The organism is Mesorhizobium sp. M1C.F.Ca.ET.210.01.1.1 (assembly GCF_004791585.1).
Classification (GTDB): Bacteria; Pseudomonadota; Alphaproteobacteria; order Rhizobiales; family Rhizobiaceae; genus Mesorhizobium.
In genome coordinates this window covers 1-18,250 of record NZ_SRUU01000048.1, presented here as the reverse complement: position 1 = coordinate 18,250, position 18,250 = coordinate 1, and the positions used below count along the sequence as shown (strand labels likewise).

Here is an 18,250-nt window from a genome sequence, read left to right as displayed (position 1 = left end):
TGGGCCAAAAAAAGACCGGAGCGCCGGCGTCGGAGCGCCAATCTCCCCTTGTGGGGGAGATGTCCGGCAAGACAGAGGGGGGCGCGAAGGAACGCCGGCCATCGCTGCTGAGCGGATCCGCTTTTTTTTCGCCAATCGACAGTGCTGCGTGTGGCGGTGCCCCGTCACCCCTTGCGCTTCTCCACCTCCGCCTTCCTGAGCAAAAACCGCTGGATCTTGCCGCTTGGGGTCTTCGGCAGGTCGGTGACGAACTCGACTTCGCGCGGATAGGAATGAGCCGAAAGCCGCTTCCTAACATGCTGGGCGAGCTCCTCGGCGAGCGCATCGGTCCCCTGAAAGGCCGGCGCCAGCACCACGAAAGCCTTGACGATTTCGGTGCGCTGCGGATCGGGCACGCCGACCACCGCGGCCTCGTTGACCGCCGGATGCTCGATCAGCGCGCTTTCGACGTCGAAAGGCCCGATGCGGTAGCCGGCCGAGGTGATGACATCGTCCGCCCGGCCGATGAAGGAGACCGAGCCGTCCGGCTCGTATTCCACCGTGTCGCCGGTGCGGTAATAGCCGCCGGAGATCGCCGGCGTCTCCGCTTGGTGGTAGCCGTCGAACCAGCGCAGCGGCGATTGCGCGATATCGACCGCAAGCACGCCCGGCTGGTTGGGGCCGAGCTCGCGGCCCGCCTCGTCGAGCACCACCATGCGGTAGCCCGGCATGGCGAAGCCGGCCGAACCTGCGCGCACGCTGTGCGCCAGGCCATGGTGATTGTTGACCATCATGCCGTTCTCGGTCTGGCCGTAATGGTCGTGGATGGGGGCGGCGAGATGGGCGTCGAACCAGCGGATCACTTCCGGGTTGAGCGGCTCGCCGGCGCTGCTCACCACCCGCAGCCTGCCCTTGACGCGGGCGGCCGCTTCCGGCCCTTCCGCCATCAGCAGGCGATAGGCGGTGGGCGAGCCGGCAAGGCTGGTGACGCCGAGACGCTCGATGATGTCGTAGGTGCTTTTGGCGTTGAAGGTGCCTTCGTAGAAAGTGGTGGCGATGCCAAGCTGCAGCGGCCCGGTGATGGCGTAGTAGAGCCCGTAGGCCCAGCCGGGATCGGCGATGTTCCAGAACACGTCGTCGGCGGTGAGCCCGATCGCGTCGCGCATATAGGCGCCGAAGGCGAGCAGGGCGCGGAGCGGCACCGGCACACCCTTCGGGTGCCCTGTCGTGCCGGAGGTCGACATCATCATGAACAGGTCCGAGCCCTTGCGCATCACCGGTTCGCAGGCGGGGGAGGCGGCGGCGGTTGCCGCGCGGAAATCGATGTCGCCCTCGGGCAGAGTGTCGCCGGGCCCGAGAATGGTGGCGACGTGCGGATGGTTCTCCACCTCGTCGAGCTTGCCGCGGTTTGCGGGGTTGGTCACCACCAGCTTTGCCTTGCTGTAGCTCAGCCGGTGCTCGATCGCCTTCGGGCCGAAGGCGGTGAACAGCGGCTGGTAGACCGCGCCGATGCGCCAGGCGCCGAGGATCAGCGCCACCAGCTCCGGAATGCGCGGCAGCATGCCGGCCACGACATCGCCGGGGCGGACGCCGAGCTCCTTCAGCATGGTGCCGACACGGCCCGACATGTCGGCCAGGTCGTCGAAACTATATTCGCGCAATTCCCCGCCGGCCGAGATCGCGCGCAGCGCCAGCCGGTTCTCGCCGGTATAGCGGCCGCAGCATTCGACATAGGCGTTGATGCCGCTCGCCGGATCGCCGGAGAGCCTGGCGATCTCGTCCTCGATGCGGAATTGCGCAACGGCATCTTCGTAACGCGGCAGCGATCGCGTCTTGGTCATGGCGGTCCTCCCTTGGGTCGAGATTGCCCGAAAACATCGCGGCGGTCGATTGCGGCGAAAGCCGATGGGCATGGCAAGCGAGCGAGGTCGTGCGAAGGAATTCGGATTTTCGCATTCATAAGCGTCGAAAAGCATGGTCGATCAGCGAGCTGGCCCCGACACCGGAATCAACAGCTGAACCGCCTAGCCGCGCTTTCGGTAGAGACTGATGGTCATTTCCTTGCCTGCACCCGCCGGCGCCAGCATGAAATAGTCATAGGTCGTGACCTCGCCGCTCGGTCCGACCAACCGCTTCGACCAGATCGGCGCTTCCTCCACCCGCATCTCGGCCCAATGTCGTTCAAACTCCGGGCTCAGCGCCTTGAGCGGTTCGAGCACGGCGCGGATGTCGGCAGCCGACGCGCAGCCGACGGTCGCGGCGCGGAACTGCGCGATTGCCGAGCGCGCCACAACCTCCCAGTCGGCGAACAGCGCGCGCCAGGCTGGGTCGAGGAAGAGCCGCTTGAGCAGGTTGCGCTTGACCGGATCTTCCCGGTCGAACCCGCCGAACAGGGATGCGGCCTCGTCGTTCCATGCCGCGAAATCCCATGCGCGGTTGAGCGCATAGGCCGGATTGGGCGAAAGCGTTGCAAGCAGATCGGCTATCCACGGATCGGGCGAGGTCGCCGGCAGAGCCTTGGGCAGCCATTCGGGCTTCGCCAGCTTGAACAGATGCTCGCGCTCGACAGGCAGGAGCCTCAGCACATCGGCCAGCGCATTCAGCACCGGGGCGGAAGGGTTTGCCTCGCGCCCTTGTTCGAGCCATGTGTACCAGGTGGAGCTTATGCCCGCGAGAACGGCGACTTCCTCGCGCAGCAAGCCAGCGGCGCGCCGCCGCGCCCCGGTGCTGAGGCCATGCCACGCCGGTTCGACGCGCTCGCGCATGGCGCGCAGGAAGCGGCCCAGTTCCTTGCGCCTCTCTGTCTCAACCGCTCGCTTCAGCACGTCCATGCCTCGAAAGGGGTAGCGGCGCTACCAGCAGCGCTGCTTATCTTGTACCATCATACTACCAGTATAAGTAGGTTGGCCATTCGACAACACCCGGCCCGCTCAATTCGGCGGCCGGCCCAGCCGAGGACACTGGAATGAAGGCGTTGAACAACATCAGGAACATCGACTACACCGTCATCTTCGCCCGCAACATGAAGAAGATGCGCCGCTTCTACGAGGAGGTGATGGGCTTTCCGGTCCATTCGAGCCTGGGCGAGGCCTGGATCGCCTATCAGGTCGGCTCCTGCCTTCTGGCGCTGACCGAGCGCGGCGTGATGTTCGACGACGCGCCGCCGCCGCAAGGCGCGTTGTCGTTGCAATTGGCGTTTCGCGTCGCGCCGGGCGAGGTGGACGCGTGCGCCAAGGCGCTCGGCGCGGCCGGCGTCGCCATCGAAAGCGGGCCGGCGGACCAGCCCTGGGGCCACCGCACGCTGTTCTTTCGCGATCCGGACGGCAATGTGCTGGAGATCTATGCGAAGATTTAGTCCCCGGGCAGCCGCAACCCTTGCGCCTGCATGTGCCGCTTCCAGCGGCTGCGCAGCTCGGCGGGCCGGCAGCCGAAGCGCTCGTCGAGGAAATCCGCCATCGTGATGCGATCAGTGCGGAAATGGCGGAAATCCTCGCGCAGTTCGCACCAGGCGGCGATGAGCCGTACCGTCTCGGCATAGCCGATCATCGTCGGCCAGACGACGCGTTCGCTCTCCTTGTCCTGTTCATCGCGGTAGCGGATGCGGATCTTGTGGCCCTTGCGGATCGCGGCCCGCGCCCGCGCGATGTCGAGCCCGTCTGCCGCCGTCGCCGTTCGAGCGAGCGGCGCGCCGACGCTCGGCTCGCTGACGAAGGGACGCAGGCGCTCCGGCACCATTGTGGCGATCTTGGCGATGAGATCGCGTGCGGCGGCCGCCAGCACGGCATCGCCCTTGTCGGCCACCCATTGCGCGCCGAGCACCGCGGCCTTTAGCTCGTCCGGCGTCAGCATCAGCGGCGGCATGTCGTAGTCGCGGTCGAGCACATAGCCGAGGCCGGCTTCGCCCCGGATCGGCACACGCTGTCCGATGAGGTCGGCGATGTCGCGGTAGACGGAACGCCGCGAGGTCTCGAGCTCCTCGGCGATCTGGCTGGCGGTGATCGGCCGGGTCGAGCGCCGCAGGATCTGGATGATCTGGAACAGTCGGTCGGCGCGGCGCAAGGCATGTCTCCTATGCTGGCAACAGGCCTGGTCCACAAGCCGGACACGGTGCCTCAACGGGCGCTTCCGCCGACGGAGAAGACTCCGCGGCTATCCGATGGAGAAGATTCATGAATTTCGTTTCGACGCGCATCATCACCGCCGACGTCAGGCGGCTGGTCGGCTTCTATGAGGAGGTGACCGGCGCGAAGCCGAGGCTCTACACCGAGGATTTCGCCGAGTTGATCACGGAGGTCGGCACGCTGGCGATCGGCAGCACGCGCACCCTGCAGCTCTTCGGCGGCGACCATGTGGCAGGCCCCGCCGCCAACCGGACGGCGATCATCGAGTTCCGCGTCGCCGACGTCGATGCGGAGTACCGCAGGCTGGTTGAGTATCTGGGCGAGGCGGTGGTGCAGGCGCCGACCACCATGCCCTGGGGCAATCGCTCGCTGCAGTTCCGCGACCCCGACGGCAACCTGGTCAACTTCTTCACGCCGGTGACGGCGGAGGCGATCAGGAAGTTCGAGCGGTAAGGGGGCGCCGATGCGCGACGCTCGCGGCGCCGGGCAAGGGTTGGCCCTCCCGGCGCCGACCTGTACAATCGTGGGGTGAATGCAGGGAAGGGGAGGCGCGTGATGCGGCTTGGTCGCAATCTCTGGCATTTGCGGGTTTGGGCCTGCGTCCTGATGGCTCTTTGGCCGCCGGCGGTATTGGCGGACCCAATCTCGCCCGAGCGGATGACCGCTGCCCTGGCCAAGCTCGAAGCGCTGGCGCAACGCACCGTCTCGGAGGGTGCGGTGCCTGGCCTTGCCATCGGCGTCGTGCAGGATGACGAGGTGGTTTTCCTCAAGGGTTTCGGCCATCGTGAGATCGGCAAGCCGGAACTGGTCGACGCCGACACGGTGTTCCAGATCGCCTCGCTCTCCAAGCCGGTCTCCGCCACCGTCGTGGCGGCGCTGGTCGGAGACGGCATCGTGTCCTGGGATTCCAGGATCGCCGACCTCGATCCGGCCTTCCGGCTGGCCGATCCCTATCCGACCAGCCAGCTCACCATCCGCGATCTGTTCGCGCACCGCAGCGGGCTGCCGGGCACCGCCGGCGACGACCTCGAGGACATCGGCTACGACCGCGCCTCGATCCTGCGCCGCCTGCGCTTCGTGCCGCCGTCATCGAGCTTTCGCGCCGGCTATTCCTACAGCAATTTCGGACTGACCGAAGGTGCCGTCGCGGCGGCGATACCCACCGGCAAGCCTTGGGAGGAAGTCGCCGAGGAAAAGCTCTACCGCCCGCTCGGCATGGCCTCGACCAGTTCCCGCAACGCCGACTTCGTCAAGCACGCCAACCGCGCCGCGCTGCACGTCCCGGTCGATGGCGCGTGGGTCGCCAAGATAAAGCGCGACCCGGATGCGCAGGCGCCCGCCGGCGGCGTCAGCTCGACCGCGCGCGATCTCTCCCAATGGGTGCGCCTCGTGACCGGCGACGGCGTCTATGCCGGCAAGCAGCTGATCTCAGCCGATGCGGTTGCTCAGACCCATGTGCCGCTGATGACGCGCGGCAAAAACCCGGTATCGGGCGGCGAATCCTTCTACGGCCTCGGCTGGAATGTCGAATTCGGCCGGCACGGCCTGAGCTGGGGCCATGCCGGCGCCTTCAGCGTCGGCGCGCGCACGCTGGTGACGGTCTTCCCCGAGCAGAAGCTCGGCATCGTCATCCTCGCCAATGCTTTCCCGACCGGCGTGCCGGAAGGGCTGTCCGACAGTTTTGCCGACCTCGTCTTCGACGGCGCGATCGAGAAGGACTGGATCAGGGCCTGGAACGATATTTACGCTGGCATGTTCGGTCCGACGGTGGAGTCGGCCAAGGCCGCCTATGCCAAGCCGCCGTCGCCGCCAAGGCCGGCCGCAACGGCCAGCGCCTATGCCGGCCGCTACGCCAACGACTTCTTCGGCGACGCCATCGTGTCGAGCGCCGGCGACGGCCTCCTGCTCAAGCTCGGACCGGCCGGCGCGCGGTCCTATTCCTTGACGCATTACGACGCCGACCTGTTCCTGACCTACCCCGACGCCGAGACACCGGACAGGCCGGCGGGCGTGAGCTTTGTGGTTGGCCCGGACGGCAAGGCGTCGGCGATCACCATAGGGTTCCTCGACGACAATCACCTCGGCACGCTGCGGCGGGTGGGAGACTAACTCAGCGTACTGCCTTCGCCCGACCTACGCGCTGTCCTTGCGCCGAAATGTTCGAACTGGCATCTCGCGCCGCCAATGCGTCATCACCTATGCGGCCTGGCTGCGGCCCTAGGATTATTCGGCGACACCTCCGTAGTGAAGCAATTTGAAACAGTCACCGCTGCCCGATTTCGCCTGCGTCAGCAGCGGCTTTACCCGGTCGATCCATTCCTGGTGCGACCTGGCATCGGCTTCGATCGCATCCGCCGCTGCTGCGCTGACGAAGCCGCGGCCCTTGCCGAACAGCCAGCACGCGCGGCCTAGGAACTGCCTGCTGCGCAGGCGCAGGAGATCGGCGTCATAGAAGATGTCGAGCACCTCGTGCTTGATCTTGCGCTCCTTCTCCGGATTGGCGACCGCGGCCTCGACCGGCTCGCCGCCGATCGCGTCCTCCAGATCCTTGTAGTCGAGGACGAGCTGGGTGGTGGCGTATTTGATCTCGCTCTCGTCGCGCACGATGTTGAACCACAGCTTGGGATCGATCTCGTTGACGACGAAAGTCGTCTCGAAATCACGCGACAGGTTCAGGATGTCGAAGTCGCGCACATCGATATCGCGCTCGACCAGGAGGATCTTCGCGACCTGCTTGCCGAGCTCGCTTCCCTGCGCGCTCACCGCAGCGTTCTTTCCGCCAAGGTCCGGACTGACATAGGCGCCGCCGTCATCCAGCACTTCGTCGAACTCGTCGAGCGATGCGACGACGGGCACCCCGCGCGCGATGCGCCCCGCCAGCTTGGCCAGAACCTGCTGCAGATCGGTCTCGCGTCTGCGCTGGTCCTGATAGTTCTGCTGGAAGAAGAAGATGAACAGCGAGACGCCGATGCCGATCAGGATCACGCCGAGCTGCGAGAATATGTTGCGATAGTATTCCAGCAGTTTTTCGCGGTAGCGCACGTCGTCACGCACGCTGAGCGCCACGCGCAGGTTGACGATCAGCGAGATGATCAGCAGCCCGGCGCCGACCAGGATGAGCCCGCCGATCAAGAGGTAGCCATGGCCTGCGCTGAAATCCATTCGTGCCGTCCCCGAAGCCCCGGAAGGCGCAGACTAATAGCATTTTGATTCGACACCTAGGGCTCGTCAGGCCGGGCATTTGAGAGCGTGCGGCAACCACGGATGTTGACCCGCCTCTCTATCCCGACGATAGGTCCGCGCAAATGCTGCGAGACACACCCATGACCTCAGATCTCAAACAACCGGCCACCGCTTGCGCCGACACCGCCTGGCAGGACGATGTCCGCGCCGGCGTGCGCCATGTGCGCGACCTCGAGCGGCTGCCGCTTTCGCCGGCCGAGCGCGCTGCCGCTCAGGCTGCCGCGGCCAGCCACAAGGTGCGCGTGCCGAAACCCTATCTCGACCTGGTCGACTGGAACGACCCCAACGACCCGATCCGCGCGCAGGTCATCCCGTCGCCGGACGAACTCATCGCCACCGAAGGCGAGCTTGGCGACCCGATCGGCGATCATCAATTCAGCCCGGTGCCGCGGCTGACGCACCGCCATGCTGACCGCGTGCTTTTGTTCCCGACCTATCAATGCGCGGTCTATTGCCGCTTTTGCTTCCGGAAGGAGTCGCTGACGTCGATCGGCCGCGGCTATACCCGCGAGGCTTTGGAGCCGGCGCTGGCCTATATCGCCGGGCACGAGGAAATCCGCGAGGTGATCCTGACCGGCGGCGATCCGCTGTCGCTGCCCGACAAGGCGCTGGAAGAAATCCGCGCCCGCATCGAGGCGATCGCACATGTGCGGCTCCTGCGCATCCACACCCGCGTGCCGGTGGCGCTGCCGTCGCGCATCACGGCGGGCCTGGTCGCCGCCCTGCAGGGCAGGTTGCTGGTGACGGTGGTGACCCACTTCAACCACCCGCGCGAGATCACGCCGGACACCGAGGAAGCTTGCCGCACGATGCGGCAGGCCGGTTTCGTGCTGCTCAACCAGAGCGTTTTGCTGAAGGGCGTCAACGACCGCGTCGAGGTGCTCGAAGAGCTCTGCCGCGAGCTGATGTATCGCCTCGGCGTGAAACCCTATTACCTGCACCATGGCGACCTGGCGCCCGGCATGGCGCACCGCCGCACCACGATTGCCGAGGGCCAGGCGCTGGTCGCGGAACTGCGCGCCCGCCTCTCCGGCATCTGCAATCCGACCTATGTCATCGACCTGCCCGACGGCGGCGGCAAGGTGCCGCTGGCGGCGAGCCACATCGAGAGCCGGGAAGGCGGGACGTGGCGGATCCGCGGGCAGGATGGGAAGGTGAGGGAATATCGCGAGGTGGTGGGGTAGCTCCCATTTCACGGGGGCAAGGAACTCCCATCTGCGGCGCAAGGAACTCCATCCCGCGCCCCGCATTCTATGAGCGGAGGCTGAAGGAGCGCAGCGTGAAGGCTTTGTTGGGAATTGTCGGCGGCTTCGTGCTGACCTTGGCCGTGTTCGCCAGCGGGCTGGCCTTCGCCGTCTGGCTGCTGGCCGCCAAGCCGGTGCGCCAGGCCACGCCGGCGATCGGCGTTTCCGAACTCTGGACCAAGGACGCCCAGCCAGTCGACCCGGCGAAGCAGGAGCTCGAGCGCATTCCCGCCCAGCAGGCGGCCGGCGCGCCGGCCAAGGCAGACGAGACGGCCAAGGCGGATAGCGGGACCCAGACCGCCCTTGCAACGCCGCAGCCCGCCACGCCACGGCAATTGCAACCCTTGCCCGGTCTCCCCCAGCCCGGCCAGCCCATGCCCGACGCCAATGTGGCCCAGCCTTCCGAGCAGGCTGCGCAGAATGCGCCGGCCGAGCAGGCGCAATTGCCCGCCGCTCATCTCGAATGGTGCGCCAACCGCTATCGCAGCTACCGCCCGAACGAAAACAGCTACCGCTCCTACAGCGGCGAGCTGCGCCCCTGCGTCTCGCCCTATTTCGATCCAGGCAGCACCGCCTCGACCGAGGCGCGCCAAAACGGTCAGGCAGAGGACCAGGCCGGGACAAGCGACCAAGCCGAGGTGACCGACGACCAGGCCGAGACGGAAGGCTATGCCACCACCCGGGACGGCTACGCGACCACCTATGGCGGCCCGCCGGAGGAGATCACGCCTGAGCAGGAACAAGCCTGGAGCGGCCGGCAGCTGTCGGGCGACCATATCGACTACTGCTTCAGCCGCTACCGCTCCTACAATCCGCAGGACAACACCTACCAGCCCTACGACGGCGGCCCGCGCCGGCAATGCGACTAGGGGATGCGCCGCGTCCTTCGGGATCACTGTCTTGCCGACCCCTCGAGGTAGGGCAATCGCATATGGCGCTCCCCCTCTCCGTCTCGGCTTCGCCGAGCCACCTCTCCCCCACGTTGTGGGGGCGAGGAACCCAAGCTTTTCAAGGCAGCGACATCAGCGGTTAGTGTTTCCTCGCCCCCGCCAGAAGCGGGGGAGAGGTGGCCGCGAAGCGGTCGGAGAGGGGGCTGGCGCTGCCATATGCGATTGCCCTGCCCCTTGAAGGGGGGAGATTGGATGTCGCATCGGCTTTCGCCTATCATCGGCGCTGGAAGAAAGATGCCGTCGGCCAAACCTGCCGATCTCCCCCCTTGAGGGGGAGATGGTCGGCAGACCAGAGGGGGGTGCCTCGCGCTAGCGTCTCAATGGCCAGCGTTTGCGTTGCCTTCCTAGTTCAGCACCCTGCCATCGATCTCCGCGACATTGCGCGTTCCCGTCAGCGCCATGGTGACGGACAGCTCCTTGCGCAGGATGTCGATCGCGGTCGCCACGCCGGCCTCGCCTCCGGCGCCGAGGCCATAGACATAGGCGCGGCCGACCAGGCAGGCGCGGGCGCCGAGCGCCAGCGCCCGCATCACATCCTGGCCCGAGCGCACGCCGCCGTCGAACAGCACCTCCACCTCCGAGCCCACCGCCTCGGCGACCCGGGGCAGCATCGAGATGGTCGAGGGCGCGCCGTCGAGCTGCCGGCCGCCATGGTTGGACACCACGATGGCGTCGGCGCCGGCCTTGCTGGCGGAGCGCGCGTCGTCGACATTGAGGATGCCCTTGATGATCAGCTTGCCCGGCCAGATGCCCCTGATCCAGTCGACATCGCTCCAGCTCAGCGTCGCGTCGAACTGATGCGCCACCCAGTCGGCCACCGCCTTGACGCCGGCCTCGCCCTTCACGTGGCCGGCGAGATTGCCGAAGGTCCAGCGCTTTGCCGTCAGCATGCGGGCGGCCCAGCCGGGCCGGCTGGCGATGTCGAGGATGGTGCGCAGCTTCAGCGCCGGCGGCACGGAGAGTCCGTTCCTGATGTCGGCATGGCGTTGCCCAAGCACCTGCAGGTCGACGGTGAGCACCAGCGCGCTGCAGCGGGCGGCGTGCGCCCGCTCGGCCAGCGCGCGCACGAAGCCGCGGTCCTTCATCACATAGAGCTGGAACCAGAATGGCTTGCCGACCGCTTTCGCCACGTCCTCGATCGAGCAGATCGACATCGTGCTCATCGTATAGGGAATGCCGGCGGCTTTTGCCGCGCGGCAGGCGAGAATCTCGCCATCGGCCCACTGCATGCCGCCGAGGCCGATCGGCGCCAGCGCTATTGGCAGCGCCACCTTCTCGCCGAGGATCGTGGTTGCCGTGTCGCGCTGCTCGACGTCGACCAGCACGCGCTGCTTCAGCGTGATGCGCTCGAGGTCGGCGCGGTTGGCGCGCAGGGTCTGCTCGGCATAGGAGCCGGCCTCGGCATAGTCGAAGAAGACGCGCGGCACCCGCCGCCGCGCCGCCTGGCGCAGGTCCTCGATGCAGGTCATGTCCGTCATCAGCCTTGGCGCCGTCGCCCCGATCTTGTCTGGCAACGTCATGGTCCCTGTCGGGACATCGAGCGCCGTGGGGACTACCCGTTCCATCGTCGTCCTCCCGTCGAATATTAGCTGGTGCTGATCATTGAAGGCCGCATGCCCGCTGATGTAAATTCACTAGCGAGTATACTTTCGACCGGCAGCGCCCATGCCCAGAGCGTCCGACGCGACCAGGCCTGTGATCTTGCAGGCGGCGTACAAGCTGTTTCGCCGCCGGGGCTTCTTCCGCGTCGGCATGGATGAGATCGCCGACGCGGCGGGGGTCACCAAGCGCACGCTCTACTACCACTTCGACAGCAAGGACGCGCTGCTGACGGCCGTGCTCGCCTCGCAGCACGAGCGCACCTTCGCTGACTTCCAGCACTACGGCATCGACCTGTCGGGCAGCGCGGCCGAGCTGATCGACAAGCTGTTCGAAGGCCTGGTGAAATGGTCGTCCAAGCCGCGCTGGGCGGGCTCGGGCTTCACCCGGCTGGCCATCGAGCTCGCCGACCTGTCAGGCCATCCCGCGCGCGCCATCGCCCGCCAGCACAAGGCGCTGATGGAGCAGCGTCTGGAAACGCTGCTTGCCCAGGCGAAAGTGCCCGCCCCGAAGGCGCGGGCGCGCGACCTGGCCCTTTTGATCGAAGGCGCCATGGTGATGATCCTGATCCATGGCGACCCAAGCTACTGCACGGCCGCGGCGGAGGCGGCGAAGCGGCTGGTCAGTCTGGATTCCTCGCCCCCGTGAAGGGGAGCGTATCCGGGCTGGCGCCGTGATCCCCTCTGTCCTGGCGGACATCTCCCGCAAGGGGGAGATTGGCGAGAGCCGACGCGCCATCTGATCTTCCCCCTTGCGGGGGATGCCGGCAAACCAGAGGGGGGCGTTGACCCGCCGTCGTCGCAAGATTTCTCGCGCTGAACGCGAATAACCTCCTCCCGCTATCGGATACCGCGCGGAGACAAGCCTGAAACACATCGTTGCGCGCTGCGGCATTCGCGCGAAACGGCCGGAGGCGATTGTCGCGCATGTCAGATTCAGGAGATGCATGCCGATGACCCCCGACCAGATCAGACTTGTGCAGGAAACCTTCCGGCAGGTCCTGCCGATCCGCGTGGCCGCCGCCGCGCTGTTCTACGACCGCCTTTTTTCGATCGACAGCAGCCTGCGGCCGCTGTTTCCGGCGCGCGACATGACCGGGCAGGGCGCCAAGCTGATGGCGGCCCTTGGCTTCGTCGTGCACGGGCTGGAACGCGCCGAGACCATCCTGCCCGCCGTTCAGGATCTCGCCAGGCGCCATGTCGGCTACGGCGTCGAGGAGCGCCACTATCCGATCGTCGGTCAGGCGCTGATCGAGACGCTTGAGACTGGCCTTGGCCCGGCCTTCACGCCGGAAGTCCGCGAGGCCTGGGGAGCCGCCTACGGGCTGCTCGCCGGCGTCATGATCGCCGCCGCCCGCGAGGTCGAGCTGGCGGCTTGAGTTGGCTTTGGTTCCTCGCCCCGCAATGGCGGGGGCGAGCGCGGCGGGGGCGGCAAGGGGCTTTCGTATGGCAGTTCCCCTTCCGTCTCGGCGCCGTGGATGGCGAAGAAGCCAGCGCCTCATTCCTTCGCGCCCCGCTCTGGCCTGCCGACCTTTCGGTGCTTCCTCGCTCCCATGAAATGGGGGAGAGGTGGCCGCGAAGCGGCCGGAGAGGGGGCCTGTGACGCTGGCGGGTTCGCTCTAGATTCTTTGATGCCTGCGCCCTTCGCCCGCTCCGTCTCGGCTTCGCCGAGCCACCTCTCCCCCATTTCATGAGGGCGAGGAAAAGGGCGCTTCAGCCCACAACCTTCCCCGGATTCATCACATTGCCCGGATCGATCATCGCTTTGATCATCCGCGCCAGGTCCCGTTTCACCGGGTCGGCGTGGCGCTCATAGGCCTCGCGCTTGTCGAGCCCCACGCCGTGCTCGGCCGAGAACGAACCGCCGGCCTCGCGCAGCCCCTCGTAAAGCACGTCCTCGATAGCTTCGTGCCGCTCATGCGGGACCGGCCCGTCGCAGTTGATCGAGATGTGCAGATTGCCGTCGGCGAGATGGCCGTAGACATAGGGCGCGTAAGCCGCGTCGAGCGTCTTCAGCCCGGCCTCGATGCGCGCCACATAGGCGTCCAGCCCGCCGCCCGGGACCGAGACGTCGAAAGAGGGCGCCATTGGGTGCGCGCGCTCGATTTGCTCCGTCTCCTCGCGCAGTCGCCACATGGCAGCCGCCTGTGCTTCGGAGGTCGCGACCAGCCCGTCGACGATTGCCGCCTCTTCCCAGATCGCCGCCAGCCCGTCCTCGAGCGCCGCCCGCGCCGTCTCGACGCTGTCGGCGCCCAGGCCCAGCACCAGCAGGCACGGCGCCTCGAGCGGCAACTGCCCGGGCGCGTAGCCCAACGCCCGCTGCATCAAGGCGGCAAAGCGCTGCCAAAGGATCTCGGCGCCGGTGAGCCGCGTTCCGGTCTGGCCCAGGAAATGCCGCACTATGCGCTGCGCGCTTCGTGCATCCGGCACGCCGACCAGTGCCGTGGCGCCGGCCCCGGCCATCGGATCGAGCCGAAGCGCCACGCGGGTGACGATGCCGAGCGTCCCCTCCGCGCCGATGAAGAGATGCTTCAAATCATAGCCGGCGCTGGTCTTCAGCACCCGGGTGAGGTCGGAGAACACGCGCCCGTCCGGCAGCACAGCTTCGAGGCCGAGCACGCGGTGGCGCATCGTGCCGTTGCGAAACGCCATGATGCCGCCGGCATTGGTGGAAACCATGCCGCCGATGGTGGCGCTGCCACGCGCGGCAAGGTCGATGCCGGGGTCGAGCCCATGCACCGCCGCCGCCTCCTGCAGCGCGCCCAGCGTCGCGCCGGCCTCAACGATCGCCACCCGCGCGAACGGGTCGATCTCCTCGATCTTGTTGAGCCCGCCGAGGTCGCAGATCACCTGGCCGGCAGAGGTCGCAGCCCCGCCCGCCAGCCCCGTGCGCCCGCCCTGCGCGACAATCCCGATGCCGCGCTCCGCGCAGAACTTCACCAGCGCCGCGACGCTCCCCGTGTCGGCCGGGCGCACCAGCGCCGAGGCGCCGAAATTGCGGGCATCGAAGCCGGGATCGCGGGATGAGAGTTCGGCGGCGTCCCAGATGGTGGCGTTGGGGAGGGTGGCGCGGAGGGCGGGGATCAATGCGGCATCGTCGTGCAAGGTTCGGGCTCCTATCCGGCAGGAGCCAACCTATAGAGGCAGCGAGGGACTGGTGTCACGCAGTGCCAGGAAAATGGAATGCGCGTTGCCCGACGATCGGCGAAGCAGTCGCGTCGGGAGAATCGCCCGGCGCCTCCGCCGCTATTTTCGCCCTGCCGGCTTTTTCTTCGGCGGTGCTTCAACCGGCCCGCGCGCGAGCCTTGCCGCGCGGAGCCGTTCCGTCTTGGCTTGCCGCGCTGCCGCTTCGCCTTCGATTATCGCGCGCGCCGTCCTCGCGGTGGCCTCGCTCTTGGCGTCGCCCTTCGGCTTGAACAAACTCGTTTCGGCCATGGGTCTACCTCGCTGCTCGAAACGAAGAAGGCCGGGCAAGCCCGACCTCCTTCAAAAGCATGTCTCCCGAAAGTGGGAACCGGTTTCGGGACAAAGACATGCGCGAAATCAAAATGCTCCATGGCCGATGCCAGTACATCCGTGGTCAACGGCCATGGACGCACGGCGCGTCAGGCCGCCTGGAGATTCTCCGCGGACGACTTGCCGTTCCGCTGGTCCTTCACGACATCGAAGCTCACCTTCTGGCCTTCCACGAGGGAACGCATTCCGGCGCGCTCGACGGCGGAGATATGGACGAACACGTCCGGCTGCCCATTGCCCTGCTCGATGAAGCCGAAGCCTTTGGTGGTGTTGAAAAACTTCACGGTTCCAGTAGTCATACGATTTTCCTTTCAAATCGACGCAAATCATCGCCGTCTGGCTTCATGCCAAACGCCGTAGTCTTCGAAATTGAGAGGGAAGATCGTCAGGGCGCCAAGGCGCGGAAACAACATTCGTTCAGCAAGATCGATTTGCAAAACATAGCGCTTGGTCAGAGCGGCGGCAAGGCGTGAGCAAAATAATATTATCAATGGCTTCGTCGCCTTCACCGTCAGGCGAAGGAACGTGCCGGCGCCCAGCGCGCCGGCTTTGCATGACCGCCACGTGCGCGAACAGGTCGATCTCCTCGATCTGGTTGAGCCCGCCGAGATCGCAGATCACCTGCCGGCAGAAGTCGCCGGCAGGAGCGTGATCCATCCTATGCGGGCTGCCCCCAAGCAGCCCTAACCCACCCACACCGAGCACCCGACCTTCTGCCCGCTTGCTGTGTCCCGCACCACTTTCGCAGACACGCGCCTCAGCCCCACCCGGTTCGCCTTGACTTCCTTGCTCGCAAGGTAGGTCGGGTCGCCGATTTCCCAGTGGTAGCGCGTGTTTGCCGGCGCCCGCATCCAGGTGAATTTCGACAGGTAGGCCACTTGGCCGGGCCGAGTGTCGGCGAAGCGGCAGTCGATGGTCTCAGGCATCATTCCTTTCGCCGCCATCGCATTGACCGCCTTGTCTGCATCTTCCGTCGTCAGCCATTGGTCCCCGGTCCTCGCCGGGCGGCTCATCTGGAATGCATGGAACGACGCGCATCCTCCAAGCAGCAACAGCACACCGATGGTTGCGCCTGCTCTGCCTGCCCGCTTGCTGAGTTCGTGATTGAAACGCATGTCCAACTCCTTGCCCCGAAGAAATGGAGAATTAACCATGTCATCGTGCGCGGCGCGGCATGCCTCCGTATATTAGGAACTTCACATGCGCGGCTCTCGTGGGCGCGGATCTTCGGAGGGCTGCAGTGCGCGGGCGGGCCGTGTGGCCGCTCCGCCACAGAACTTGGCCGCGTCAGCTCTTAACGCTCGCCACCCCCGAAATTAACCTTTTGTTAACCATTGCGCCGGCACCCTTTAACCATTGAGTAAGGATTCGCCTGGTCGTGACCTTCGCCGCCCCTTTGCACAACAAATCCATCCGCTTCCGCGCCCGTTCCTTCGTCGCTTTCACGCTCACCCCGGAAGCTCCCATCGACGAGTGGCTTGAGGGGCTCGACCACTGGATCGGCAACTCGCCGGGCTATTTCGCCGGCCGCCCGGTGGTGCTCGATCTCAACACTTTGAAGCCGGGGCCGGAGGAGATCGCCGCCCTTGTCGGCGTGCTCGGCTCGCGCGGCATCCGCGTCTACGCCATCGAACTCGAAGGCGCCGAACTCGGGCCTGAATTGCCGCCGCTGCTGGGCGGCGCCAAGGAGGCCACCGCCGAGGGCCTGCTGGGCAGGGCCGCCCGCAAGGCCAAGGCGGAAGAGATCACGGTTGAGACGTGCGCCGTCGAGGATGCGCAGCCCGGTCAGGTGAGGGCGCCGCAGGACGATCTTGTGAAGCTCGACGAGGCAAAGCCGGAAGCGGCGAAGCCCGAGCCGGGCAGGGCGGTCGAGAGGCACGAGCCCGCCGCCGGGACGCTGATGATCAAGGCACCGATCCGCTCCGGCCAGTCGGTGTTCCATCCGCATGGCGATGTCATCGTGCTGGGCTCGGTCGCGTCCGGCTCGGAGATCGTCGCCGGCGGCTCGATCCATGTCTATGGCACGCTGCGCGGCCGCGCGATCGCCGGCTCGGAAGGCAATACCTCGGCGCGTATTTTCTGCCGCAAGAACGAGGCCGAGCTGCTCGCCGTCGACGGCTGGTACACCACGGCCGAGGAGATGGAAGGGGTGTCGCGCGGCAAGGCCGTGCAGGCCTTCCTCGACAACGACGCGCTGTGCGTGGTGCCGCTCGGCTGAGGCGCAAGCTTCGGACCGGTTTCGCGTGCCAGATTTATTCACGAGTCCGCCGTGCTCGGCACGGCCAGTAGATAAAAATCGCCAATGGAGGCTGGATATATGGGCAAGGTAGTCGTGGTCACATCGGGCAAGGGGGGCGTCGGCAAGACGACCTCGACGGCCGCGCTCGGCGCTGCCGTGGCCAAGACCGGCAAGAAGGTGGCGCTGGTCGATTTCGACGTCGGCTTGAGGAACCTCGACCTCATCATGGGCGCCGAGCGGCGCGTGGTGTTCGACCTGGTCAACGTCATCCAGGGCACGGCGAAACTGTCGCAGGCGCTGATCCGCGACAAGCGGCTGGAGACGCTCTATCTGCTGCCGGCCTCGCAGACCCGCGACAAGGACGCGCTGACCGAAGAGGGTGTCGCCGAGGTCATCGCCCGCCTGCGCTCTGTCTTCGACTATGTCTTCTGCGACAGCCCGGCCGGCATCGAGCGCGGCGCCCAGCTCGCCATGCGCTTCGCCGACGAGGCGGTCATCGTCACCAATCCGGAAGTGTCGTCGGTGCGCGACTCCGACCGCATCATCGGCCTGCTCGACGCCCGCACCATGAAGGCCGAGCAGGGCGAGCTGGTCCAGAAGCACGTGCTGGTCACCCGCTACGACGCCTCCCGCGCCTCGCGCGGCGAGATGCTGTCGATCGACGACGTGCTGGAGATCCTCTCGACGCCGCTGCTCGGCATCATCCCGGAAAGCCAGGATGTGCTGCGCGCCTCGAACCTCGGCGCGCCGGTAACGCTGTCGGAGCCGACCAATTCCGCCGCCAAGGCCTATCTCGAAGCGGCAAGACGCCTGGAAGGCGAGGACCTGCCGGTGGTCGTCCCCTTCGAACGCAAGGGCTTCCTTGACCGGCTTCTCGGAAGGAGGGCGGCATGAGCATCCTCGACCTCTTCAAGCGGCGCACCAGCGCCCCGGTGGCGCGCGAGCGGCTGCAGCTGCTGCTGGCCTACGAGCGCCAGAGCCGCGGGCAGCCGGACCTCGTCTCCATCCTGCGCGAGGAGATCATGGCGGTCATCGCCAAGCACGTGCAGATCGACCAGGACTACCTCCAGGTCTCGATGGACCGCGGCCCGACCATGTCGACGCTGGAGATCGACATCCAGATCCCCAACAAGAGCGCGGTGCCGCTCGCCATGGCGGGGTGACTACGGTTTGACGCTGGCGGGATATATCCCGCCGGTTCCCACTGCTTCGTCATCCTCGGGCTTGACCCGAGGATCCTGTGTGTTGGTTCCGTTGTATGGTTGAAGTGGGAAGGAGGCCGAGAGGATCCTGGTCGTCCTTGCGGACAGGCCGTGGCATGGCTCGGTCCCTTCCCACCAAAGAACCATCAACCTGAACA

The 18,250-nt window shown here is 66.5% G+C and carries 20 protein-coding genes; 10 read left to right on the top strand and 10 right to left on the bottom strand.

Annotated features, from left to right (window positions below):
• Positions 1-164: 164 nt before the first annotated feature.
• The gene (locus EN853_RS30895) at positions 165-1,820 is read right to left on the bottom strand and encodes an acyl-CoA synthetase (protein ID WP_127862786.1); all 1,656 of its coding nucleotides are present in this window, start codon (positions 1,818-1,820) and stop codon (positions 165-167) included.
• A gap of 183 nt (positions 1,821-2,003) precedes the next feature.
• The gene (locus EN853_RS30890) at positions 2,004-2,804 is read right to left on the bottom strand and encodes a helix-turn-helix transcriptional regulator (RefSeq protein WP_189351200.1); all 801 of its coding nucleotides are present in this window, start codon (positions 2,802-2,804) and stop codon (positions 2,004-2,006) included.
• A gap of 140 nt (positions 2,805-2,944) precedes the next feature.
• Here EN853_RS30890 and EN853_RS30885 point away from each other — a divergent pair, with 140 nt between their 5' ends.
• Complete coding sequence (locus tag EN853_RS30885; RefSeq protein WP_127862784.1) at positions 2,945-3,334, top strand: VOC family protein; 390 nt, start codon at positions 2,945-2,947, stop codon at positions 3,332-3,334.
• Here the strand turns inward: EN853_RS30885 and EN853_RS30880 are convergent.
• Positions 3,331-4,038 carry a YafY family protein gene (locus EN853_RS30880; RefSeq protein WP_127862783.1) on the bottom strand — a complete coding sequence of 236 codons (708 nt, stop codon included), beginning with the start codon at positions 4,036-4,038 and terminating at the stop codon, positions 3,331-3,333. The two genes, EN853_RS30885 and EN853_RS30880, sit on opposite strands and share 4 nt — an antisense overlap.
• Before the next feature lie 110 nt (positions 4,039-4,148).
• Between EN853_RS30880 and EN853_RS30875 the strand changes: the two genes are divergently transcribed.
• Together EN853_RS30875 and EN853_RS30870 are read left to right on the top strand one after the other, a co-directional pair.
• On the top strand, positions 4,149-4,553 hold the full coding sequence (locus EN853_RS30875; protein WP_127862782.1) for a VOC family protein: 405 nt from the start codon (positions 4,149-4,151) through the stop codon (positions 4,551-4,553).
• Between the two features lie 102 nt (positions 4,554-4,655).
• The gene (locus EN853_RS30870; RefSeq protein WP_127862781.1) at positions 4,656-6,209 is read left to right on the top strand and encodes a serine hydrolase; all 1,554 of its coding nucleotides are present in this window, start codon (positions 4,656-4,658) and stop codon (positions 6,207-6,209) included.
• Between the two features lie 114 nt (positions 6,210-6,323).
• Here the strand turns inward: EN853_RS30870 and EN853_RS30865 are convergent, their stop codons facing one another.
• Positions 6,324-7,262 carry a hypothetical protein gene (locus EN853_RS30865; protein ID WP_127862780.1) on the bottom strand — a complete coding sequence of 313 codons (939 nt, stop codon included), beginning with the start codon at positions 7,260-7,262 and terminating at the stop codon, positions 6,324-6,326.
• A 161-nt stretch (positions 7,263-7,423) separates the two neighbouring features.
• On the opposite strand from EN853_RS30865, the gene EN853_RS30860 reads away from it, so the two are divergent.
• Together EN853_RS30860 and EN853_RS34890 are read left to right on the top strand one after the other, a co-directional pair.
• Complete coding sequence (locus tag EN853_RS30860; protein WP_127862779.1) at positions 7,424-8,527, top strand: KamA family radical SAM protein; 1,104 nt, start codon at positions 7,424-7,426, stop codon at positions 8,525-8,527.
• 95 nt (positions 8,528-8,622) lie between these two features.
• Positions 8,623-9,456 carry a BA14K family protein gene (locus EN853_RS34890; protein ID WP_127862778.1) on the top strand — a complete coding sequence of 278 codons (834 nt, stop codon included), beginning with the start codon at positions 8,623-8,625 and terminating at the stop codon, positions 9,454-9,456.
• Between the two features lie 425 nt (positions 9,457-9,881).
• Here the strand turns inward: EN853_RS34890 and EN853_RS30845 are convergent, their stop codons facing one another.
• Positions 9,882-11,015: an alpha-hydroxy acid oxidase gene (locus tag EN853_RS30845; protein ID WP_127862792.1), complete on the bottom strand. Its 1,134-nt coding sequence runs from the start codon at positions 11,013-11,015 to the stop codon at positions 9,882-9,884.
• A gap of 187 nt (positions 11,016-11,202) precedes the next feature.
• On the opposite strand from EN853_RS30845, the gene EN853_RS30840 reads away from it, so the two are divergent.
• Together EN853_RS30840 and EN853_RS30830 are read left to right on the top strand one after the other, a co-directional pair.
• Positions 11,203-11,784, top strand: a complete 582-nt coding sequence (locus EN853_RS30840; RefSeq protein WP_127862777.1) for a TetR/AcrR family transcriptional regulator — start codon at positions 11,203-11,205, stop codon at positions 11,782-11,784.
• 304 nt (positions 11,785-12,088) lie between these two features.
• Positions 12,089-12,514 carry a globin family protein gene (locus EN853_RS30830; protein ID WP_127862775.1) on the top strand — a complete coding sequence of 142 codons (426 nt, stop codon included), beginning with the start codon at positions 12,089-12,091 and terminating at the stop codon, positions 12,512-12,514.
• 334 nt (positions 12,515-12,848) lie between these two features.
• On the opposite strand, the gene EN853_RS30825 is transcribed toward EN853_RS30830, so the two are convergent.
• The 5 genes from EN853_RS30825 to EN853_RS30805 all read right to left on the bottom strand — a co-directional run bounded on the left by EN853_RS30825 (position 12,849) and on the right by EN853_RS30805 (position 15,766).
• Complete coding sequence (locus EN853_RS30825; protein WP_127862774.1) at positions 12,849-14,240, bottom strand: FAD-binding oxidoreductase; 1,392 nt, start codon at positions 14,238-14,240, stop codon at positions 12,849-12,851.
• Between the two features lie 141 nt (positions 14,241-14,381).
• On the bottom strand, positions 14,382-14,570 hold the full coding sequence (locus EN853_RS30820; RefSeq protein WP_127862773.1) for a hypothetical protein: 189 nt from the start codon (positions 14,568-14,570) through the stop codon (positions 14,382-14,384).
• 170 nt (positions 14,571-14,740) lie between these two features.
• A complete protein-coding gene (locus tag EN853_RS30815; RefSeq protein WP_127862772.1) occupies positions 14,741-14,950 on the bottom strand; it encodes a cold-shock protein in 210 nt (69 codons plus the stop codon).
• A gap of 118 nt (positions 14,951-15,068) precedes the next feature.
• On the bottom strand, positions 15,069-15,308 hold the full coding sequence (locus EN853_RS30810) for a hypothetical protein (protein ID WP_127862771.1): 240 nt from the start codon (positions 15,306-15,308) through the stop codon (positions 15,069-15,071).
• Positions 15,309-15,334: 26 nt separating this feature from the next.
• Positions 15,335-15,766 (bottom strand): hypothetical protein, encoded by a 432-nt coding sequence (locus EN853_RS30805; protein ID WP_127862770.1) that lies wholly within the window; start codon positions 15,764-15,766, stop codon positions 15,335-15,337.
• Between the two features lie 263 nt (positions 15,767-16,029).
• Between EN853_RS30805 and minC the strand changes: the two genes are divergently transcribed.
• The 3 genes from minC to minE all read left to right on the top strand — a co-directional run bounded on the left by minC (position 16,030) and on the right by minE (position 18,053).
• Positions 16,030-16,869: a septum site-determining protein MinC gene (gene minC, locus EN853_RS30800; RefSeq protein ID WP_127862769.1), complete on the top strand. Its 840-nt coding sequence runs from the start codon at positions 16,030-16,032 to the stop codon at positions 16,867-16,869.
• Positions 16,870-16,968: 99 nt separating this feature from the next.
• Entirely contained in the window at positions 16,969-17,784 is an 816-nt protein-coding gene (minD, locus tag EN853_RS30795) for a septum site-determining protein MinD (RefSeq protein ID WP_127862768.1), read from the top strand.
• Entirely contained in the window at positions 17,781-18,053 is a 273-nt protein-coding gene (gene minE, locus EN853_RS30790; RefSeq protein WP_127862767.1) for a cell division topological specificity factor MinE, read from the top strand. The genes minD and minE overlap by 4 nt, the downstream gene beginning before the upstream one ends.
• Positions 18,054-18,250: the final 197 nt, after the last annotated feature.

Excerpts from the sequence above, each read along its gene's own strand:
- EN853_RS30895 (WP_127862786.1), bottom strand. The coding sequence starts at position 1,820 with ATGACCAAGACGCGATCGCTGCCGCGTTACGAAGATGCCGTTGCGCAA.
- EN853_RS30885 (WP_127862784.1), top strand. The coding sequence starts at position 2,945 with ATGAAGGCGTTGAACAACATCAGGAACATCGACTACACCGTCATCTTC.
- EN853_RS30875 (WP_127862782.1), top strand. The coding sequence starts at position 4,149 with ATGAATTTCGTTTCGACGCGCATCATCACCGCCGACGTCAGGCGGCTG.
- EN853_RS30870 (WP_127862781.1), top strand. The coding sequence starts at position 4,656 with ATGCGGCTTGGTCGCAATCTCTGGCATTTGCGGGTTTGGGCCTGCGTC.
- EN853_RS30865 (WP_127862780.1), bottom strand. The coding sequence starts at position 7,262 with ATGGATTTCAGCGCAGGCCATGGCTACCTCTTGATCGGCGGGCTCATC.
- EN853_RS30860 (WP_127862779.1), top strand. The coding sequence starts at position 7,424 with ATGACCTCAGATCTCAAACAACCGGCCACCGCTTGCGCCGACACCGCC.
- EN853_RS30845 (WP_127862792.1), bottom strand. The coding sequence starts at position 11,015 with ATGACGGACATGACCTGCATCGAGGACCTGCGCCAGGCGGCGCGGCGG.
- EN853_RS30840 (WP_127862777.1), top strand. The coding sequence starts at position 11,203 with ATGCCCAGAGCGTCCGACGCGACCAGGCCTGTGATCTTGCAGGCGGCG.
- EN853_RS30830 (WP_127862775.1), top strand. The coding sequence starts at position 12,089 with ATGACCCCCGACCAGATCAGACTTGTGCAGGAAACCTTCCGGCAGGTC.
- EN853_RS30820 (WP_127862773.1), bottom strand. The coding sequence starts at position 14,570 with ATGGCCGAAACGAGTTTGTTCAAGCCGAAGGGCGACGCCAAGAGCGAG.
- EN853_RS30815 (WP_127862772.1), bottom strand. The coding sequence starts at position 14,950 with ATGACTACTGGAACCGTGAAGTTTTTCAACACCACCAAAGGCTTCGGC.
- EN853_RS30810 (WP_127862771.1), bottom strand. The coding sequence starts at position 15,308 with ATGGATCACGCTCCTGCCGGCGACTTCTGCCGGCAGGTGATCTGCGAT.
- EN853_RS30805 (WP_127862770.1), bottom strand. The coding sequence starts at position 15,766 with ATGCGTTTCAATCACGAACTCAGCAAGCGGGCAGGCAGAGCAGGCGCA.
- minD (WP_127862768.1), top strand. The coding sequence starts at position 16,969 with ATGGGCAAGGTAGTCGTGGTCACATCGGGCAAGGGGGGCGTCGGCAAG.
- minE (WP_127862767.1), top strand. The coding sequence starts at position 17,781 with ATGAGCATCCTCGACCTCTTCAAGCGGCGCACCAGCGCCCCGGTGGCG.